A 19854-nucleotide genomic window follows, 5' to 3' on the forward strand; every position below is an offset into this window, starting at 1 on the left:
GAGCAGGGCGATGAGGAAGCGGATGCCTTGGAGGTAGGCGCGACGGGAACAGGACGCCGCTCATGCGCGAGCAGCTCGAGGACGGGCGCTACAGGAAGACCTGGAAGAAGATGATGGAGCCGGAGTACGAGTTCCATCTGGAGCCGGACGTGCAAACGGCGGGTTAACATAGCCTTTCACCAAAAAGGGCGAGCGGCCGCGCCCTGCGACCACCCGCCCTCAATCAAAGCCCTTCTCGGCCGCCGTAGCTACCGGTTCCGGCGCCGCAGGATAACGCCTGCGGCGATCAGCACCACCGCGCCGCCCGCGATGCCACCCAGGGCCATCGGCGACAAGCTGGTATCGCCCGTATACGGCAGACCCGGCTTCTCCTCCTTCGGCACCGGTGACTTGCTCGGCGGATTGGTGGGCGGCTCCGTCGGCGGGGTGGTCGGCGGCGTGTACGTGTTCTTGAACACCGGCGCCACGGCGCCGTCATAGGTTACCGTCGCCACCAGATGGCCCGCACCGTCGTCCGTCACCGTCACCGTTACCCGGTGCTCGGCCGCGTCGTACGTCACGTTCTTCTGACCGTCGTCCACCTCGGAGATGCTGTAGGCGTACGTTCCGGGCTTGTCGTACGAGATCGCCTCGAAGCCCACCGTGCCGTCCGCCGCGTTCTTTGCGGTCTGCAGCACCTTGCCGTCGGCATCCTTCAGCTGGAAGGAGAACTGCCCTTCCTTCAGGTCCTCGCCGCTCAGCACCTTGGAGGCCCCCAGCTTCACCTCAGTCGCGGCCGGCGCGTAACTGTTGCTGAACGCCACCGCATCCGCAGCCTTGCCGCCCTTGCTGTAGGCAACCTGCGCCTCCAGCGCGTGCGTCTCCGCATTCTCCGTCACCGTCACCGTCGCGGTAAAGACCGTCGTGTCGTAGGTGACGCCGTTCGCCGTCGCCCCTGCCCGCTCGGACACGGTGTAGACGTACGTCCCCACCTTGTCCAGCTGCAGCGGCGCGAAGCCGAACGTGCCGTCGGCGCCGTTCTGCACCGTCTGCACCACGTTACCGTCGGCGTCCTTCAGGTCGAAGAAGAACTCACCCTCGGCCAGGTCGCGGCCGGTCAGAGCCTTCGTTCCGGTAATCGTCGCCGTCGTTGCCGTCGGCGTGTAGGTGTTGGTGAAGGTCAGATCCGCAGCCGTCTTGTTCGCCGTCGCGGTCAGCTGGCCGCTGCCGTCATCGGTCACGTTCACCGTTACGTCCAGCACCGCATCGCTGTAAGTGATGGTGCCATCTTGGCCCGCAACCTCCTTCACCTGGTACGCATGCGAACCAGTTGCGGTGTACGAGATGGCCTTGAAGGTAAACGCTTTACCCACGTTCGTGGTCCGGTCGATCTCCTGCCCGGTGGCCACGTCAATCAGCGCGAATGTGAACTCGCCATCGGCGGGCGTCCGCGTGGTGGCCGGGTCGGCATTCTCAAGCACCTTGGTACCAGAGATCTGGTAGGAGGTCTGACCCGGCTGGTAGCTGTTCGCAAACGTCATGGTATTGGGGGTGACGCCGTTCTCGGTGCCCTCGCTCGGTTTCACCGTAGAGCTCTCTACCACCAGCTTGCCGTCGTTGTTGTCCTTCACCACGTAGGTCAGGGTGTACGTCTTGCCGGTGTAGGTCACGCCCGGCACGCCCGGCGCGCCGTCCGTCGGCTGCACCTCACGGACCGTGAAGGGAAAGGTGCCCGCATGGTCGAAGGTCAGCTCGTTAAAGTAAACCTTGCCCTTGGCGTCGTTCTTCTGGGTCTGGAGCACCGTACCGTCAGACCCCACCAGCTCGAAGGCGAAGTCTCCCGCCTTTAGCTGATAGCTGCCGTCGTGCACGTCAACGCTCTTGGTGAGGGCGATCGCGCCGGAGTTCGTCGCCTTCGCCTTGTAGGTGTTGGTGAAGGTGGGCTTCGTGGCGTCCGCGCCGTCGTAGGCGACGCTCGCCTGCAGCGTGCCGGCATTGTCCACAACCGTCACCACGGCATGATGCACCGCGTCGTCGTAGGTCACGTAGGCCAGATCACCCTTCCGCTCCACGATAGTGTACTCGTACGTGCCCGGCTTCGCGTAGGAGAAGGCGTCGAAGTTAACGCTTCCGTCCGCGCCGTTGGTCGCGGTCCGGACGGGCTTGGCCCCGGCAAGCTGCTCAGCAGTCATTTTGCCCTCGTACACATCGAAGGTGAACTCGCCGTCCTTGGGGACGATCGGCGTGTTGTCGTCCTTCTTCACATAGCTCTTCTGCGCACCGAGGGCCAGACCGGTCGCGGCCGGCTGGTAGGTGTTGGTGAAGGTATCCGAGCCGGATGCGCTCGTCACGATCGCCTTCGCATTCAGTGCTCCGTTCCCGCCGTCTGCGACCGTCACCGTATAGGTGAGGGCATGATTGTCATAGACCATGCCGGCCTCCGCGCCCGGCTTCTCCGCGATGGTGTAGGCGAAGTCCTTGCTCGCGGCGCCGCCCAGGTCGGCGAGCTCGAAGCCGCGCGTGAACTTCACCGTGCCATCGGCCTCGTTCGCCGCGGTGCCGAGCACCTTGCCGTCGGCGTCCTTCAGCTCGAACGTGTACTCGCCGCCCTTCAGCTTGGTGTCGTGCGTGAAGCCCGGCGCGACCGCAACGACCTTGGTCGCCGTCAGCTCCACGGATCCCTTTGCGGTGTAGGTGTTCGTGAAGGTGGGGGCATCGGCCTTGTCACCATCGTAGGCAACGGCGGCGTCCAGCTTGCCAGCTTTGTCCATGACCTTCACCGCGGCATGGTGCACCGCGTCGTCGAAGGTCACGTGGGACAGGTCGCCCTTCTTCTCCACGATGGTGTACTTGTACTCGCCGGCCTTGGTGTAGTTGATGGCCGGGAAGGTGACGGTGCCGTCCTCGCCGTTCTTGGCGCTCCGGATGGGTTGCTTGCCCTTCAGCTGCTCGGCCGTCAGATCGCCCTCGTACAGGTCGAAGGCGAACTCGCCGCCCTTGAGCGCAGCCGGCGTGCTGTCGGACTTCACATAGGCCTTCTTCGCCGCGAGCGTCACCGAGGTCTCGGCGGGCTGATACGTGTTCTTGAAGGTCGGGATATCGTTCTTGCCGTCGTAAGTGACGGTCGCCTTCGCCTTGTCGCCCTCCGCCTTCACCGAGACGTGAACCCTCACCTCCGTGGAATCGTAGGTGATGGTCGAATCGCTGCCAGCGACCTCCTTGAGCGTGTAGTCGTACTCGCCCAGGTTCAGGCCCTTGACGGTCAGCTTGACCTTGCCATTCTTATCGTTGGTGCCGCGAGCGTCCTCATTGCCGTCCTGGTCGTACAAGCCGAAGGTGAACGCATCGGCCGTCAGGTCCTTGCCCGCGAGAACTTTCGTGGCCTCAACGGTGACGTCCGCCGTCGGCTTCGTGTTGGTGAAGGTCGGCACGGCCTCATCGCCGCCGTAGGTGGCGGTTGCGCCCAGCGTGCCGTTCTTGTTATCGGTGACGCTGACCTTGACCTTCACTTCCTGACCGTCGTAGACGACGGTCGGGTCGGCGCCCTTCACCTCCTTGATGGTGTAGTCGTAGTCACCGGCCTCGGTGTAGTTGATGGGCTGGAAGGTAATGTTGCCGTTCTCGTCGTTCGTGACGGTCTCAAGGGGCGTGCCTTCCGCCTTGTCACCCTTGTACAGAGCAAACGAGAAATCGTTCCCCGCGAGCGCACCGCCCGTAAAGTGCTTCTTCGCCGCCAGGGTCACGGAACCCTTCGCAGCATAGCTGTTGGTAAAGGTGGCGAGGTTCACCTTGCCTTTCTTGACCTCAAGCGTCTCGCTCTTGTCATCGCCGTCCTTTTCCACCGCCACGCCTGTGACAGTCAGCTTGGCATTCTTGTCCTCAACCTTCACCGTGACGGTGTAGGTGGAATCGTCCATCGTCCAACCAGCGTTCTGCACACCAGTCGTATTAGGATCGTCATCTTCCCCGTGGGCCTCGGTGAGCGTAAACGTGTAGTCGCCTGCCTTGTTGAATGTCATGTCGGAGAAGTTGAGGGTCTGACCGTCCTTGCTGGTGATCTCCCCCTTCGTGGTCTTGGACTCCGAGGTTGTGTCATCCTTCAAGCCGTCAGCCTCCAGATCGCCGGCGGCAATCTTATCCTTCGTCTCCGGAGTGGCGGTCAGCGTGAACGAGAACGCCTTCTCCGTGCTCTCAACACCGGAGATCTTCTTCGTTACCTGCGGGGTCAGCTCGTCGCTGGCGTCCGTCTTGTAGCTGTTCTCGAACGGAATAGTCGCCGTGTTGTCCTCGAGCGAGGCGCTAGGGGCAAACTTACGGTAATCGACCCTCTTGCCATCACTGTTCAGAACCGTCGTCTCGACTTTCAGTGTGCCGTCGCCGTTGTCGGACACTGTGATCTCGACGGTATAGACCGTCTTGTCGTAGGTGTAGCCGGCGGGAACGGGCTTCGGCACGTTCTCTTCCACCCTGTATCGGTAGACGTTGGCGCGGCATTCATTGCTCACGTCGTCGTGTGTGAACTGCAAGCCCTTCGGCAGCAAGCTCACGGTCTTGGTGTCCCCGAGCTTCATCTCGGGAATCTTGAAGGTCTCCGCCCCACCCGTGATGTCGAGCTTCTTCGCCGCGGCGTCGGCGGAGGTCAGGATGAACTTCGTGCCATCCTGACCCTCGGCCTGATAGTCCTCGGGCGTCACCGTAAAGCTGAATGTGCTGCTTGCATCACCGGTGCCGGTGAATTTCTTCTCAATCTGTAGACCGGCCTTCGCACCGTACTCAATCGTCTCGACCTTGTACTCGTTCTTGAACGGGACGATAGGCGTAGCGGGCTTCGCACCGCGACTCGAGACCGTCTGCACGTAGTTAGTCGTGGTATCGAGGCCCTTAATCGTCTCGGCCGTCAGCGCATCAACGTTGTCGTCCTCGCCAACAAGCGTCGTCACGTCCGGCCCCTTCACGACCGTCGTCACGGTGTAGAGCTGACCCTTGTTATCCAGGTTCGGTTTCACCGCGATGAGCACGTAGGCGTCACCGGGGTACTCGGTGTCATACGTGTATCCACCAGCGTTGGCGCCATGTACCTCAGACACCTTGTACACGTACATCTTGTTGTAGCTCAGCTGCGTGAAGTTCATCTTCAGCTTACCGGACATCGTGGCGGTCTGCGTATCGTCACCGTCATCCTTGCCCACGGTATTCGTGAACGACTTATCGGTATCAGCCGGCTCCGGGGCCTTCGTGCCGTTATACGTCATCGCCTCGATGGTGAACGGGAACATGCCATTCTCCAGCGGGGTACCGACCAGAGTCTTGGTCACATCGATGCCCGCGTAGGTACCGGAGGCCGTATAGGTGTTGGTAAACGCGGCAGCGCCCGTCACCTGCCGATCGGCATCCGTCGTCGCCTGCTTGTTGTCGTACGCAACTGACGCGGTCAGCTTACCGGCATGCGTGCCGTTCTCGATATCGGTCACTGTGTACGTCACTGTGGACGTATGGTCGTCATAGCTGATGCCGGTCTTGTCCGCGTCGGTCGGCCTCGTCTCGTTCACTTTGAACGTATACACGCCCGGCCTGGTAAACACAAGGTCGCCCGTGCCGAACGGGGTGGTGCGCATCGCGTCGCCGGGACCTGCGATCTCGACCTTAGTCGTCAAATCGCCAGTCTCATCGGAGTCGGCAGCCTTCTTCTGAGTAACGACCTTGTTTTTAACCGCTTTCATCGTGGCGTCATCCGCTGGCGTCAGCGTGAAATCGAACTTGTCATCCTGCTCCCACGCACGCCCAGCCAGCGTCTTCTGCACAGTAACCGGTGCCGACATCGTCTGGGCCACCGTGTAGGTGTTCTTGAACGGGATATATCCACCCGTGTCCGTCAGCTGCGTGCCGTCGGCCTTCCAATACGTGGCCGTGGAGGACAATTGGCCCTTGTCGTCGAGCGTGTTTTGCACCATCGCGTAGTACACGGTGGTGTCGTACGTCATGCCGCCCGTTGTCGAAGCATCGGAATTAGCGCGCTCCGTCACCTGATACACGTAGGTGGTGTTCTGGTCGGCAGCGGTGAACGTGATCTGCGGGAAAGCCGCAATGCCGCCACCATCGTTCTTCGCGGTCGTCACGCCGTCGGCGGGCATCGGCGCGTCGTTCGCACTGACCGTGTAGCTCAGGTCATTGAACTTGATGGGAGCAGCCCCCACCGCGCTGTTGGCCAGGCCGCCCAGCGCCTTCAGCTCGAAGGTGAACTTGCCCGCGGCAAGCGGGTTGTCGCCCGACTCGTCGGTATACGACTTCTGCGCGTTAAATGAGATTGTCTTGGTGTCGGTGCTGAACTTGTTGGTGAACACCGCGACCTTGTTATCGACTGGCACGGCCGGGTCGTGGTGGGCGCCATCATCGTCGTCGTTGCGAGCCATAGTGACAACCGGCTCGGACAGCGTACCCCTGCCCGTGTCGTCCACCTGCACCGTCACCGTGTACCCGGCGCTCGAGTAGCCGAAGCCGGGCAGCCAGGACGAGTCATGCTCGTCGGGCGTCCGCTCGGCCACCGTATAGGTGTACGTGCCGGGCTTCTCGTACGTAATCTGGCCGAAGCCGAACACATCACCATTGTTGACGGTCTTGACAACCTGGACGTATCCGGGCACGCCGGATACGTCCTTGTAGCCCCCGGGCATGGGCGTGCCCTTGGCAGCGCGCAGATAGATGTCGAAGCTGTCGGCCTTAGTCCACTTGCGGCCTTGAAGCACCTTCTGCGCCCGAATGCCGGTGAGCGTCACCGAAGACTTCACGCTGTAGCTGTTGGTGAACACCAGCTTGTTGTCTTCGGCCAGCGTGCCGTTGGAATTCTGCGGGGCAATCGTGCCCGAGATGCTTTCGTCCTCGCCGCTCAGGGCGTTGCCGCCCTTCTCGCGACCGGTCAGCGTGAAGCCGGCCGGCATCTTGTCTGCACCGGTCAGCTCCTCTGTACCGGTCAGCTCCCGCACCTCGTACTTGTCACCCTCGGCGAGACCGTACACGCGGATTGTCTGGCCGTCCGTGATGGTCTGCTTGCGGCCGTTCTCGAGGTCGAACATATCGCCGACCTGCTTCTCGCTTGCGGTCCCCGCGTTCTCAAACACCGCGGCCTTGTACGTCTTCCCCGCCGTCGTGGGCACGGTGAACTTGAAGGTGAACCCCGCGTCCGGTTTTCCCGTCAGGCCCGCTGGTACCACGACCTTCTTCGTCACCTCGAGGCTCGCCTCGCGCTTGTTAGCCACGCGCACGCAGGTGGCGCCCGTGAACAGCGCGTTCAGATTCTTGCCGTCCAGGTCGGCGCGGGCGCCCTTCGCATTAGTGTCACCAAGCACGTCCTGCGTGATGCCCATACGTAGCCAGCCCGTCTCGGTCTTCAGGCGGTAGGGTTCGCCCTCTTTGGTGGGCCCATACTGGTAGACACGTCCATTGGCGCCGTACTTGAGATGTACCTCATCCTCGCCACCCTTGGCGTCATTGTTCCAGGAAAGGTTGTCGTTGCCGTCGAGCGTCCCGTCGGACGTCTGGCGCTGGCCCTTGATCCACGTGAGCGTGTTGTCAATGTCGCCCTCTGCGCCAAACTGGCCCAGGCTCTTCAGGAGCGAGCCCACACCCACGAACGTCGAAACGCCGTCATCGGGCGTACCAGCATCGGCGTGGACGCCGTAATCGTCCACAATCACCTTGGTGAGCGTGTCGTTAAGCAGGAAGCCCTGGGGCGCCGAGACCTCCTTTAGGTAGTAGGTGCCCTTCACGAGCGGCTCTTTACCGTCGCTCGTATACGGGAATATGCCCGCACCTTCGAGCTTGACCGGGTTGGCGACCGACCTTGTCGTCAGGGTGTCGTAGGGGGGCTGTTCGCCATTGAGCACGGCCTTGCCGTTCGCATCCTCAGTCACCTGGGTGGACTTGTACAGGCCGAACTTCGCCCCGTCAACGGGCTTACCCTCGGAATCGGTCTTCTGCACGAACAGGCGATTCTGGATGTTCGTGACGAGCAGGCGCGTGGCGAACTGCCGCCGGAAATTCTCCTTGCCGTCGGGGAGGTCATCGCTGAACACGTGGACCGTGTTGTCCATCCTCGCTTCGGCGATGGAGCTCGCCGTTGTGTAGTAGATGGCCACCGTGTACTCGGCATCCTTGCGGGCATCACCGCTCAGCAGGTAGTAGTACTTGGAGATATCACCGGGCAGATTTTGAATCTCTACCTGGTACTGGCCGCTCGTGTTGAGCGTGAAGGCGTGCAGGTCCTTCTTCGCCGCCTCGATAGCGCCGGCCTTGCTCGACTTCTCGGCGAGGGTGTACCCCATTCCCGTCGATGGGTCGCCCGACACGGCGTACCAATTGTTCTGATCTTTGATATCTGCGTTTGCGCTTTTATCGCGCTTGAGCACCACAGCGAACAGTATGCCGGACTCCAGGTCGTCGATCTTGTCGGACTTCGTCAGGTTATCATTTGCCTTGTACACGGTCGACGGCGCGGTAATGGTCTCCTTCGCAGCGGCGAACGCACCGGTCTTCCACACGACGCTGTCCGCGTCCATACCGCCGCGGTTGATGATGACGCCGCCCGCGTCCTTCTTGTCGCTTGCGGGCACGTACTCGAGCTGCATGTTACCGTCCGTTGCCGTGAGGCTCGAGCGGCAACCGTTGGGCGCTTTTGTTTCCTTCAGGAGGTAGTGCTGGCAATGATACTCTTTATAAAGGTCATCGAAGTTGATAACGCCGTTGTCCACGTCATTTGTGAGCGTCAGTTGTCCATTCGCGTTCGTGGTGCCGGAGCCAAGTAGGTTATTTTGATTAGCGGTCGTGTCAGTGAAGTTCTCGTCTGTCTTGTACAGCGCGAACTGAGCACCCTCCACCGGATCGCCATCCTGGTCGAACTTGATGATGTCGGACTCGGGCACCGTCACGAGGTTGAACTTGAGCTCCATGTTGGAGTCGGTGGCGCCGCGCTCCAGGTAGAAGAACTTGAGGGTGTGGTTGGTGCCGTCTTTGAAGGTGTTGTCGTCGAAGCCCGAAGTGCCCTTTTTCGCCGCCTGGTACTTGCTCAGCAGCGTGCCGTCGCTTTTGTCGTTCACCTTAATGTCGCCCGTATGAAAGTTGATACTCAGACTCGCACGGCTGTGAATACCGCCGATATCACCCACGAGGACATCATCGATGAACACCCAGACGTCATCATCGCCGGCGAACTCGAAGGTCATGTCCTTCTTATCGTTCGTCAGGCCGCCGTTGGGCTGCACGAATCGCGTGGACATTGAGAGGCCGAAGTGGTGGTTGACGTGGTTACCGGCGTTGTCTGCCGTGATGCCATTTTGGACGAGCCGGCCGCTTTCCTCCTTGAACACCTTGTCTGCCGCATCGAACGGGAAGAACTGACCCCGATGGGACGAATCGCCCACTTTGTCAATGCCCCAGGTGTTATAGACGTCGAAGGCATTCTTGTCAGCGTTGTAGGCTGCGTAGTTTTCGGAGCTGTCATAGACGTAGTAGCCGTCCTGAACCTTGAGGAGGCCCGTCACGCCAAAATGGGACGTCTTGCCGGTCTGGGCAGAGGAATCGAACAGATAGCGGAGGGAGTCGCCGCCATAGGTACCGGAAAGCTGCGGGTAGCCGTCTGAAAGCGTGTTGCTGACAATGCCGGGCTGCGGGCTCGTGTTGCCCGTCCAATGGTTGAGCGGTGCATCACCCTGGCCATCGTTAAACTGGAACCGGTGGCTTGCGTTGATGCCGCCGTTGCCGGAAACCGACAGATGGTTATCCGGATTCACCCAGTAATCAAACAGGTTAATTGTTGTCCCCGAAGGCGAAGTCGTCGGAACCGTGTGGTCCGAAATTGCCGCCTCGGCACGAAGCGGCAGGAAGAAACTCGCCGTCAGCGCGATGGCGAGGGCCAGAACAATCGCATATGGCGAGACCGAGCGCAGCCCGCGACGACGGCCACAAGACATGACGGACCACCGCTCGCGCGGCCGGTGTTCACCAGGAAGTTTCCTGCTTAGACACCCCCCCCGGTAGCAATATTCACGAGTCGAGACATCGTCTCTCTGAGCTCCTGCATAATTTCCCTCCCCGTCACACGGCGACCCGCCTGGGCACCCCCCCGGGGGGCCGAGGCAGTCTGGCACATGCCCGCAGTCGTTCAAGGAATACCAACCCCAGCATATGTCTCTTAAGATATCTTAGTCTTATTCTATGACAGTTTTTGTCTCATTACCGATGAAATCGGCTCAGTCCCTTTGTCGCATGCTAGAGCGTGTGGAGCAGGGCGATGAGGAAGCGGATGCCTTGGAGGTAGGCGCGACGGGTGATGCGCTCGTTGGTGCCGTGGACGCCGCGGTCGCATTCGTCATCGTCGACCACAAAGGCGGAGAAGCGGATGCACTCGTGGCAAATGCGCTGGTAGTTGGCGGCATCGGTTGCACCAATCACGGTCGAGGGCACGATGCTCATCGGCTCTTGGCCCACCGCAGACGATCCGTTTTCCTCCGTCGGCTTGGGATCACGGAAATAGCGGGCGGCGATGGCGCGGACGGCCTCGAGCCCCGGACCGCCCACGCGCGGGGACGGCGAGGGCTCGGAGCTGCCGGGGCCCAGCTCGACCTCGACTCGGCCGGCGAGCCCAGCGGTGGCAACGGCCTCGCGGCAGCAGGCCACGACATCGGCCACGCTCGTACCCTCGAGCATGCGGAAGTTGATATTGACCCACATATCTTGCGGCATTACGTTGGCACCGGTACTGCCGCCCTCGATTTGCGTGGGCGCACAGGTGGTGGTCACAAGCGGGTACAGCTTTTTGCTGGCAAGGCAGTCGCGCACGATGACATCCTTGCTGGCAGCAATCTCGTCTGCGGTATAAAGCCCCAGCTCGACGAGCTGCGCGGCAAGCAGATCGGTCACACGCGCCGGCCACTCGATATCGCAAATCGCGGCAATAGCGCGGCTGAGCACTTCGAGCGACGTGCCACCGTAAGGGTTGGAAGAATGCCCGCCCTGGCTCTTCGTCCTGAGCACGATATCGGCATAGCCCTTCTCGGCAAGATCGGCATGCATAAGCCAACCCTCGCCTGCGCCGTACTCGGCAGCCTCAACGATACGATAGTCACCCTCGTCGATCAGGTACTCAAGCTCAACGCCGCGCTCCTCGAGCACGCGGCCAATGGCACCCGCGCCGCACTGCGTGGTCTCCTCATCCTGGCCAAAGGCCAGCAGCAGGGTTCGTTCGTGCCGCCAACCGTGCGCCAGCGCATACTCAACCGCCTCGAGAATGCCTGCGACTTGGTCTTTCATGTCGATGGCGCCGCGACCCCAAATATAGGTGTCGTCCACGTGCCCGCTAAAGGGATTGTGCGTCCAGTCTGTCTCGGTGCCCGGCACCACGGGAACCACGTCCATGTGGCCCATGAGCATGACCGGCTTGAGGGCGGGGTCGATGCCGGCAAGCGTCACGAGCAGCGAATGGTCGATGAGCTCGACCTCGCCCGCCGCAAACACGCGCGGCCAGGCCTGCTGCATATAGGCGCGCAGGTCGGCAAACGCCTGCCAGTCCACCGTCTGGGCATCCATGCTCGAAATCGTCGGAAACGACAGCACGCGGCCCAGACGCTCGCACGCGCCGACCTCGTCGATATCGGCAAAATCATCCTCGTGCGCAAAGAAGCGCCAAACCTCGGCCATGCCTTCCTCCAAAAACAACGTGGCAAAGAGGCGGTCCCTTTGCCACGTTCGCTTGCATTATTTGTCGTTGAGATAACGCGAGAGGAACTCGCGGGTGCGCTGGTGCTTAGGATTGCCAAAGAGCTCAGCCGGCGCGGCGTCCTCGAGCACCACGCCCTGGTCCATAAAGACCACGCGGTCGGACACGGTACGCGCGAAGGCCATCTCGTGGGTAACGACGACCATGGTCATGCCGTCGGCGGCGAGCTTGCGCATAACGTCGAGCACCTCGCCCACGATCTCGGGATCGAGCGCAGAGGTAGGCTCGTCAAACAGCATGATCTGCGGGTTCATGCACAGGGCGCGGGCGATGGCAACGCGCTGCTTTTGGCCACCGGACAGGCGACCAACCGCGGCATGGGCGAATTTTTCGAGTCCCACGCTCGCCAGATGCTCCATCGCGACCTGTTCGGCCTGATCTTTGCCCATCTTTTTGAGCGTGACGGGCGCGAGCGTGCAGTTGTCGAGCACATCCATGTTGTTGAACAGGTTGAAGCCCTGGAACACCATGCCGATGTCCTCGCGCAGCTTGTTGATGTTGCAGCGCTCGGCCGTGAGATCCTGGCCGTGGAACCAGATGTGACCCGTGTCCGGAGTCTCGAGCAGGTTGAGGCAACGCAGCAGCGTCGACTTACCCGAGCCCGAGGCGCCGATGATGGTGACGACCTCGCCGGGGCTAACGGCCAGGTCGATGCCCTTGAGCACCTCGAGCGAGCCAAAGCTCTTGCGCAGGCCCTCAACGCGGATGAGCGGCTCTTTGGTTTGCGCGGCCGCAGCGCCGGTAGTAACGGTATCTGCCATGATGAATCTCCTCGTCTTGCGCCTAGTTGGAGCTGGGCAGCGTGGCCGGAGCCTCGGCACCGAGCTTTTTGCCAAAGGCCTCGAGCAGGCGGCTCGCCACGAGCGTCAGGATCAGGTAGACCACGAGCGCCACGCAGTAGACCTCCATCTGGCGGTAGTACACGCCGGCGACCGTGGTAGTAGCGTACATAAGGTCGAACACGCCGATGACCGAGAGCACCGACGAATCCTTGATGTTGATGATGAGTTCGTTGGTGAGTGCGGGGATCGCGTTTTTAATGCCCTGGGGGAACACGACTTTGCGCATAGCTTGCCACTGCGACAGGCCCAGCGAGCGTGCTGCCTCGGCCTGGCCGGGATCGATAGACTCGATGCCGCCGCGCAGGACCTCCATCATGTAGGCGGTAGAGTTGAGCGAGATGGTGACGAGGCCGGCGGTGAAGGTGCTCCAAATCTGGTTGGCCTGAGCGGTCTCGAAGCCCATGCCGCGCAAAACGGTGAAGCCCGCGTAATAGATGAGCAGACCCTGGACCATCATGGGCGTGCCGCGCACGATGGTGGAGTAGACGGTCGCAAAGCCGCGGCCGATACTCTTAAAGAAGCGCACCAGATCGTTATCCACGCGGTCGAACGTCTGAATACGCAGGAACACAAAGAGCAGCGCCAGGAAGAATGCGATGACGGTACCGAAGGTGGCAAGCGCGATGGTGATCTCGATACCGCGAATGAAGAAGTCGCCGCTCTTGTAGGTCATGTAGACCAGGCTCGACAAAAAGTCGCTGGGGTTGGAATCCGAGACAATGCTCACCTGCACCAGGTCGATAAACGACATGACGCAGCGATCGATAAAGAAAACTGCCGCGATGGCGACCACGACGTAGCTGCCTAAACGTGCTCCACGACGGAAACGCTCGGATGCGAACGGCGACTTTTCGCGATAGTCGCTCCAGTGCATAAGCTTGGTGACCAGCGCCGCCGCCGACACGACGAGCCACGCCCACAGGATTGCCCAAAGGCAATCTTGAAACACGCCCGTGGAAGCCAAGAAGCTCAGCGGTGTGGGGTTGCGCTGGCTAAACGCCAGGCCGAGCGCCGCGATAACGCTCGTGCCCAGGTATACATAACGGTGGTCGGCCTTGATAAAGGAGGCCAGACGATTGATGGTTTTCATGCTGCCTCCCTATGCCGGCTGACGGTCGAGGCACGCGTCCCACATTTGGTCGCGCTCCTCTTGGCTAATGCCCTTGAGTGTCTTGTCGATGAGCTTAAGCAGCTTGTCCGAGCCCTTGCGGCAGCCGACGTTTGCCGCGACCTCCTGCTTAAAGCCCTCGCCCTCGGCAAAATGAATGGGGACGATGCCCGGGTTTTGGGCCATATAGCCCTTCTCGTTCTCGGTGTTATAGGTCACGGCGTCGCACGTGCCCTGCAGCAGGTTCGAAAACACCGTGGGAACCGAATCGACCGGGTTCTTGTGGACAACGCCCGGAATCTCGTCGATGACGGTATCGAGCATGGTGTCCTTTTGCCCGAGGACCGTAGCGCCGCTAAAGTCGCTGAGCTTGGTCGCATTCTGGTAGGGCGAGCCCTCTTTTACGAACAGGCCAAAGTATCCAATGAAGTACGGATCGGAAAAGCCGACAGACTCCTCACGCTCGGGCGTGGCGCTCATGCCGGCAATGATGAGGTCGATCTGGCCGTTGTTGAGCGAATCGATAAGACCCGAAAAGCTCTGCTTGACGGCAACGGGCTCGCCACCGAGGGCCTTGCAGACGATCTTGGCGATCTGCACGTCGTAACCATCGGCATAGGCGCCCTTCACGTTGTCGATGGGGATGGTGTACTCGCTGGCTTCGGAGACCTGCCAGTTGTACGGGGCGTAGGCCGCCTCCATGCCGATGCGGATCTTGTCCTTGCCGATCACGGAATCGGACAGGTCGTCGCGACCGCCGCCCGTCGTGGGCTGAACTACTTCCAGCGTGGAGGGGCGCTGGCAACCGGCAAGTGCGCCGGCGACGACAGAAGCGCTCGCAGCGAGAGCACTACCCAAGAAGATGCGACGGCTGCATACCGGCTGGACATGCGTGCCGCATTGATGGGGAGAATGCATAATCTGCCTTCCCTGTTGAATCGTATGCTGACGACTTAACAGGATATACGCCAGCGACCAGCAGCGCAGCACAAGCTCGAAAAATTAATAGACACACGGTAGTCATAGGGAACGTCGATGTTTTGGCAATGCCAGCGAGCGCCGCCCAGAGCGAAAAAGTTGGCATGAAAAAGGCAAGGCATAGACCTTCTGGTCATGCCGTGCCTTTTGAATGACAAATTGTCGCTCTGGGTAGCGCGCAGCGTCGACCGGCCCGCCGTTCGCCAGAACGGCGGAACCTCTAGAGCAAGGTGACGCTAAAGCTGCGTTTATCGGTAGCGCCGGGAACCAAGGTGATGGTGTTGACCTTGTGCTCAAAAACATCGTCCTCGGTGTCCATGGTGGTATGACCGGTCCAGGGCTCGAGCGCCACAAACGGAGCGTCGTTGGCGGCAGACCACACGCCAATGTACTTAAAGCCCTCAAAGTCGATCTTGACGCCGTGGCCCGACTTGCGGCCGCGCAGTGTGAGCGTGGAGCCCGGAGTATCGGTGAACATGATGGCATCGTTATCGAAGCTGCGGTGCGTGATGGGCAGCACGTCCGAGTTATCGGGAGCCTTGTAGCTACCCTCGAACGTCATAAGACCGTCGGGCGTGATGATGGGAGCCTCGTTGGTCCAAGCCTCGGTAAACGCCAACTCGTAATCCTCGAACGCCTCGTCCTCGGCACCGGGGGCCGGTACGTTAAATGCGGGGTGGCCGCCCACCGAGAACGGCAGGTCCACGTCGCCGGTGTTGGTGACGGCGAAGGTCTGCGTGAGGGTGGCGTCGCCGGTCAAGGCATAGGTCATGTTGAGCTTAAAGTGGAACGGGAACGCCTTGAGCGACTCGGGCGTATCGGTGATCTCGTACGTTACCGAGGAGCCGTCCTCCGAAACCTCGACCAGCTTGTGCTCGACAATGCGCGCGAGTCCGTGGCGCGGCATCTCGCAGGTGCCGGCCGCAGACGTTGCCGTGTTGTTGCGCAGCGAGCCCACAATGGGGAACAGGATGGGCGCGTGCTTGCCCCAAAAGGCGGGGTCGCCCTGCCACAGATACTCGTTGCCGTTGAGGGCAAGACTCGTGAGCTGGGCGCCCATGGAATCGATGGCCGCGGTGAGGCCGCCGCGCTTGATGGTAGTGACGGTAGACATGCTACTTCCTCCAAAAGTAAACAATAGTGTCGAGGGCTATTGTCCCACTCTTGGCGGCGGGACGGGACGGCAGGCGATTATTGAGTAGCCATAGCGGAATGAGCGGCGAGCGCCTACTGGGTATCCACGTAAAGGTCGAACCCGCCCTGCGGTGTGGTGTCGACCGTGTCGGGCGCCTGTGAGTTAAAGCTCACGGGGACCATGCGCTTTGAGGCACGGAAACGCGTGCCGTCGGTGGCGACGGGCGGTTCATCGACGGTGAGCTCGTAGTCGCCGGGCTTAAGTTCGATGCCGTCACCGGCGGAATTGACGTATTGATACTCGTCAATCGTCTGCCCTTTGAGCGTGCGCCCCACGATGTGGATGAGCATTTGACTGTCGCCGCGCGCGGTGTCCCACGTCGCGCCGTCCTTGACCTCGACCGACACATGCACCGAGCGCGTGCGGCCGAGCGATTGCTCGACAGACATCTCGACCTTGGCGGCGTCTTTTCGCTGTTGCTCGACATGGCTCCAGACGTTTCCAATTACCGAGCATGCGATAACGCCGGCCATAAAGGCGATAAGGATGGGGCCAAGCGGAGAGCGACGTCCTGCATCTTCCTCGCGAGACAGATTGGGGCGACGTGTGGGCGCGGGCGCCTGAGCGCCCTGCGAGGGCACGTCGAGAATGCTGAAGGATGCCGTGCTGTCGGGGTCGATAGTGTGACGCGGCTGCGGGGTCTTTGCCGGCGAGATGGACATGTCGGCTGGCTCACCCAGTGTGGCCGTAGCGTCGGCCTTGGCCTCGTCTGCCTCGGCCTGGGCCCAGGCTTGTTCGAAGGTCAGGGGCTCGACGGGGTCGAGGGCGGCGTCCGAGTCGGCGGCGACGTCGTTGCCGGTCTCGTCCTCGTCGCTCGACACGTCACGCGGCGTGGGCTCGTCCCACTCCTCGTCCGGAGCCTCACCCTCGCTATACCACCATTCAAAGTTATCGATATCCATACGGGGCGCCCCTTAGGCCTCGCAAATAAACACTCGCTAGCCTTATACCCCCAGACGGCACCGAAGCTCACCCGCGCCGGACACGAAAACCGTCACAACATTCGACGCTTTTCCTCGTTTTTGAGATTTTCATCGAATGTTGTGACGGTTTGGGCGGCAGCCACGCCGCGAATGTGACGAAGGGACTGTCCTTTTGTCACATTCTGTTAGAGTTGCAGGGATTGAATCCCGCTTATCAATGCGACATTGGAGTGACAACCTTGACCGCCGCAACCACGCCTAAAAGTAAGTCAACCGCCGCCGCGCTCTCCTCTGCGCGCACCAAGCTCTGCCTGGCGCTGCTCATGCTGTTGGGATTCTCGCTCGGCTGCTCCGAGTTCGTGGTCATCGGCATCGAAAGTGACTTGGCGACGGAACTCGGCGTATCGCTTGCCACCGCAGGCCAACTTATTAGCGTGTTCGCACTGACCTACGCTATCGCGACGCCGGTGCTCGCGCTCAGCACGGGGCGCTTCCGTCGTTACCAACTGCTCGTGTACTATAGCATCGTCTTTGTGCTCGGCAATCTGGTCATGGCGCTGGCACCCAACTTTCAAGTGCTGTTCGCCTCGCGCATCATCTTGGGCTCCGTCTCGGGCGCACTGCTCGCCGTGGGCGTGACGTATATCCCCGAGCTGCTGTCCCCGCAGCAGACCTCACTCGCCATCTCGGTGGTGTACGGCGCGTTTTCCGTGGCAATGGTCTTTGTCACTTCGATCGGCAAGTTTGTGGCCGACACGCTCGATTGGCACGTGGCCATGTACGGCACGCTGGCCTTTGCCGTTTTGATCTGCGGAGCGCTCGTGGCGTTTATGCCGCGCGCTGGGCAAACCGACGAGCCCGCCACTTTTCGCGAGCAGGCGGGTCTGCTACGCGAGCCGAGCATCATCACCGGCATGCTCATCTTTTTGTTTGGCGTGGGGTCGGTCTACGTTTTCTATGGCTACGTGACGCCTTATCTTGAGCAGGTGCTGGGCATGGGCACGGTCGAAGCCAGTACCACGCTCATGGCCTACGGCGTGTTCTGCCTGATCTCGAACATCCTGGGCGGATGGATCGATGCGCGCTTTGGCATGAAGGCGCTACTCGTGACGTTTGTGCTGCAGGCCGCAGCGTTACTCGGACTGTTTGCTGTGGGCGGCACCATGCCGCTCGCGTTGGTCTTTGTCTTTAGCCTGGCGCTGCTCATGTACCTGTTCTCGGTGTCGTGCATCACGCACTTTATGGACGTGGCACGCAGCCGCCACCCCAAGTCGATGGTACTCGCAAGTTCGGTTGAGCCCATGGCGTTTAACGTCGGCATCTCGTTTGGCACCGCAGTGGGCGGCGCCGTGGTAAGCGGAGTTGGCATTGCATATGTAGGCGCGGTCGGTGCCGTGTTCTCGCTTGTGGCCTGGGCGCTCACGCTGGTGACGATTAAGTTGGCTCGCTGGGAGCGCCGTCGTCAATCAGCACAGCCCCGGATGCAGGCATAGGGGCGAACATAGCCCAAGGTGGCGAGCAACCGGTGAAAACCGTCCCATACGAGTAGTGTTTATCCGCCTGCAAGCTCCAGCAGTGCAATTTCGTGTACTTCAGATACACACTTTTCTACTATTTCGTGTATTCCAAGTACATGAGATCGTACTAAACTATGTATCTGAAGTACACGAAATTGGAAAGGCGGCCCCATGCGCAGATCAATCGAATCCGTTATCGAATCATGGGCGACAAAGGACGCGTCGCGCCCCCTCCTCATCCGTGGTGCGCGACGCGTAGGCAAAACGTACGTTGCCGAGGAAATCGGCAGACGAATCGCCGGCGATGCGTTTGTCAAACTCGACTTTCAGACCGATCTTGAGCTGATCGCTCCGCTGTTCGACTGTCCCACCGACGACGTTGACGCCATCGTGGCGCGAATCTCAGACTATAAACGCACCCCCATTCGCAAAGAAACCGCCTTCATCCTGTTTGACGAGGTGCAGCTCTGCGAACGGGCGCTCAACTCGCTTCGCTTTTTTTCGGGTTCGGGCTGGCGCATATGCGCGACCGGCAGTCAGCTCGGCGTCGCCACGCGCAAGCGCAAGTTGCCTTTTCCCAGCGGCGTTCGTCAAGAGACCATGCATCCTATGTCGTTCGAGGAGTTTCTCTGGGCGCTCGACGAGGAGCAGATGGCCAATGCCATTCGTACCCACGCCGGCACGCTCGAGACCTACGCCGCGCACCAAGCCGCGCTCAGCCTGTTTCATCGATACCAGATCGTGGGCGGCATGCCCGCCGCCGTCAACGCATATCGCAAGACGTTATCCATCGAGGATGCGCGCGTCGAGCAGCGCGAAATCGACGAGACCTATACCGCCGATATGACCGACCCCGAAAACGGGATCAGCGGCGTGGCGGCGCGCAAGGTCTGGCGCTCCATTCCGTCCCAGCTGCTGAGATCGTCCACAAAAAAATTCAAGTACTCCGAGGTCGAACGCGGAGGCCGTCGCGCCAAGCTTATCGAGCCGCTCGACTGGCTCGAAGGCGCCGGCATCATATCGGTCAACAACCTGACCGAAGGCATCGAGCCTCCCCTCGTTCCCTTCGACGACGAAGATGGAAGTTTCTTTAAGGTCTATCTTCTCGATACCGGCCTCATGTTCTACAAACTCGGCATCAACCCGCGGCTCTGGCTCGACCTCAAAGAGGATTCCGCCATAGCGCTATCTTCCGACTTCCGAGGCGCCCTGGCGGAAAACTCGGTCATGCAAGCATTTTCGGGCAATGGCTTGCAGACGTATTACTGGGTGCCGCCGTCGTCTTGGAAGACGACCGGCGAGCTCGATTTTTTACTTCAGACCGACCGTATGGAAATTGTGCCCGTCGAAGTAAAGTCCGCACGTAACGTGCGCGCGAGAACCCTCGGGTCGTTTATGGACAAAGCCCGATCGCCATATGCCTACATTTTGTCCGAGAACAATTTTTCCCGCAGCGAAACCGATGACGGGCGCGAGCTGCGCCACCTCCCCTTGTACGCAGCGGGCTTTATTGGAGCAAACTGCCTCAAGAGCAGTCTGTAAGCC

The 19854-nt window shown here is 60.8% G+C and carries 9 protein-coding genes; 2 read left to right on the top strand and 7 right to left on the bottom strand.

All coding sequences use genetic code 11. From position 1 onward, the window contains the following. Positions 1-248: 248 nt before the first annotated feature. From AB5405_RS00125 to AB5405_RS00155, 7 genes are all read right to left on the bottom strand, one after another. Complete coding sequence (locus AB5405_RS00125) at positions 249-9941, bottom strand: Spy0128 family protein (protein ID WP_368137140.1); 9693 nt, start codon at positions 9939-9941, stop codon at positions 249-251. Between the two features lie 298 nt (positions 9942-10239). After that, entirely contained in the window at positions 10240-11667 is a 1428-nt protein-coding gene (locus AB5405_RS00130) for a M20/M25/M40 family metallo-hydrolase (protein WP_368137141.1), read from the bottom strand. A 57-nt stretch (positions 11668-11724) separates the two neighbouring features. Then, positions 11725-12507, bottom strand: coding sequence for an amino acid ABC transporter ATP-binding protein (locus AB5405_RS00135; protein WP_368137143.1), 783 nt, complete (start codon positions 12505-12507; stop codon positions 11725-11727). Between the two features lie 22 nt (positions 12508-12529). Next, positions 12530-13678, bottom strand: coding sequence for an amino acid ABC transporter permease (locus tag AB5405_RS00140; protein WP_368137144.1), 1149 nt, complete (start codon positions 13676-13678; stop codon positions 12530-12532). A 9-nt stretch (positions 13679-13687) separates the two neighbouring features. Beyond that, complete coding sequence (locus tag AB5405_RS00145) at positions 13688-14614, bottom strand: transporter substrate-binding domain-containing protein (protein WP_368137145.1); 927 nt, start codon at positions 14612-14614, stop codon at positions 13688-13690. A gap of 280 nt (positions 14615-14894) precedes the next feature. Further along, a complete protein-coding gene (locus tag AB5405_RS00150) occupies positions 14895-15788 on the bottom strand; it encodes an aldose 1-epimerase family protein (protein WP_368137146.1) in 894 nt (297 codons plus the stop codon). Positions 15789-15901: 113 nt separating this feature from the next. Continuing rightward, a complete protein-coding gene (locus AB5405_RS00155; protein WP_368137148.1) occupies positions 15902-16771 on the bottom strand; it encodes a hypothetical protein in 870 nt (289 codons plus the stop codon). A gap of 251 nt (positions 16772-17022) precedes the next feature. On the opposite strand from AB5405_RS00155, the gene AB5405_RS00160 reads away from it, so the two are divergent. After that, positions 17023-18285, top strand: coding sequence for an MFS transporter (locus tag AB5405_RS00160; protein WP_438265704.1), 1263 nt, complete (start codon positions 17023-17025; stop codon positions 18283-18285). A 195-nt stretch (positions 18286-18480) separates the two neighbouring features. Continuing rightward, a complete protein-coding gene (locus AB5405_RS00165) occupies positions 18481-19851 on the top strand; it encodes an ATP-binding protein (protein WP_368137150.1) in 1371 nt (456 codons plus the stop codon). Positions 19852-19854 lie beyond the last annotated feature (3 nt).

The sequence above is a fragment of the Collinsella aerofaciens genome (genome assembly GCF_040920445.1).
Classification (GTDB): domain Bacteria; phylum Actinomycetota; class Coriobacteriia; order Coriobacteriales; family Coriobacteriaceae; genus Collinsella; species Collinsella aerofaciens_BH.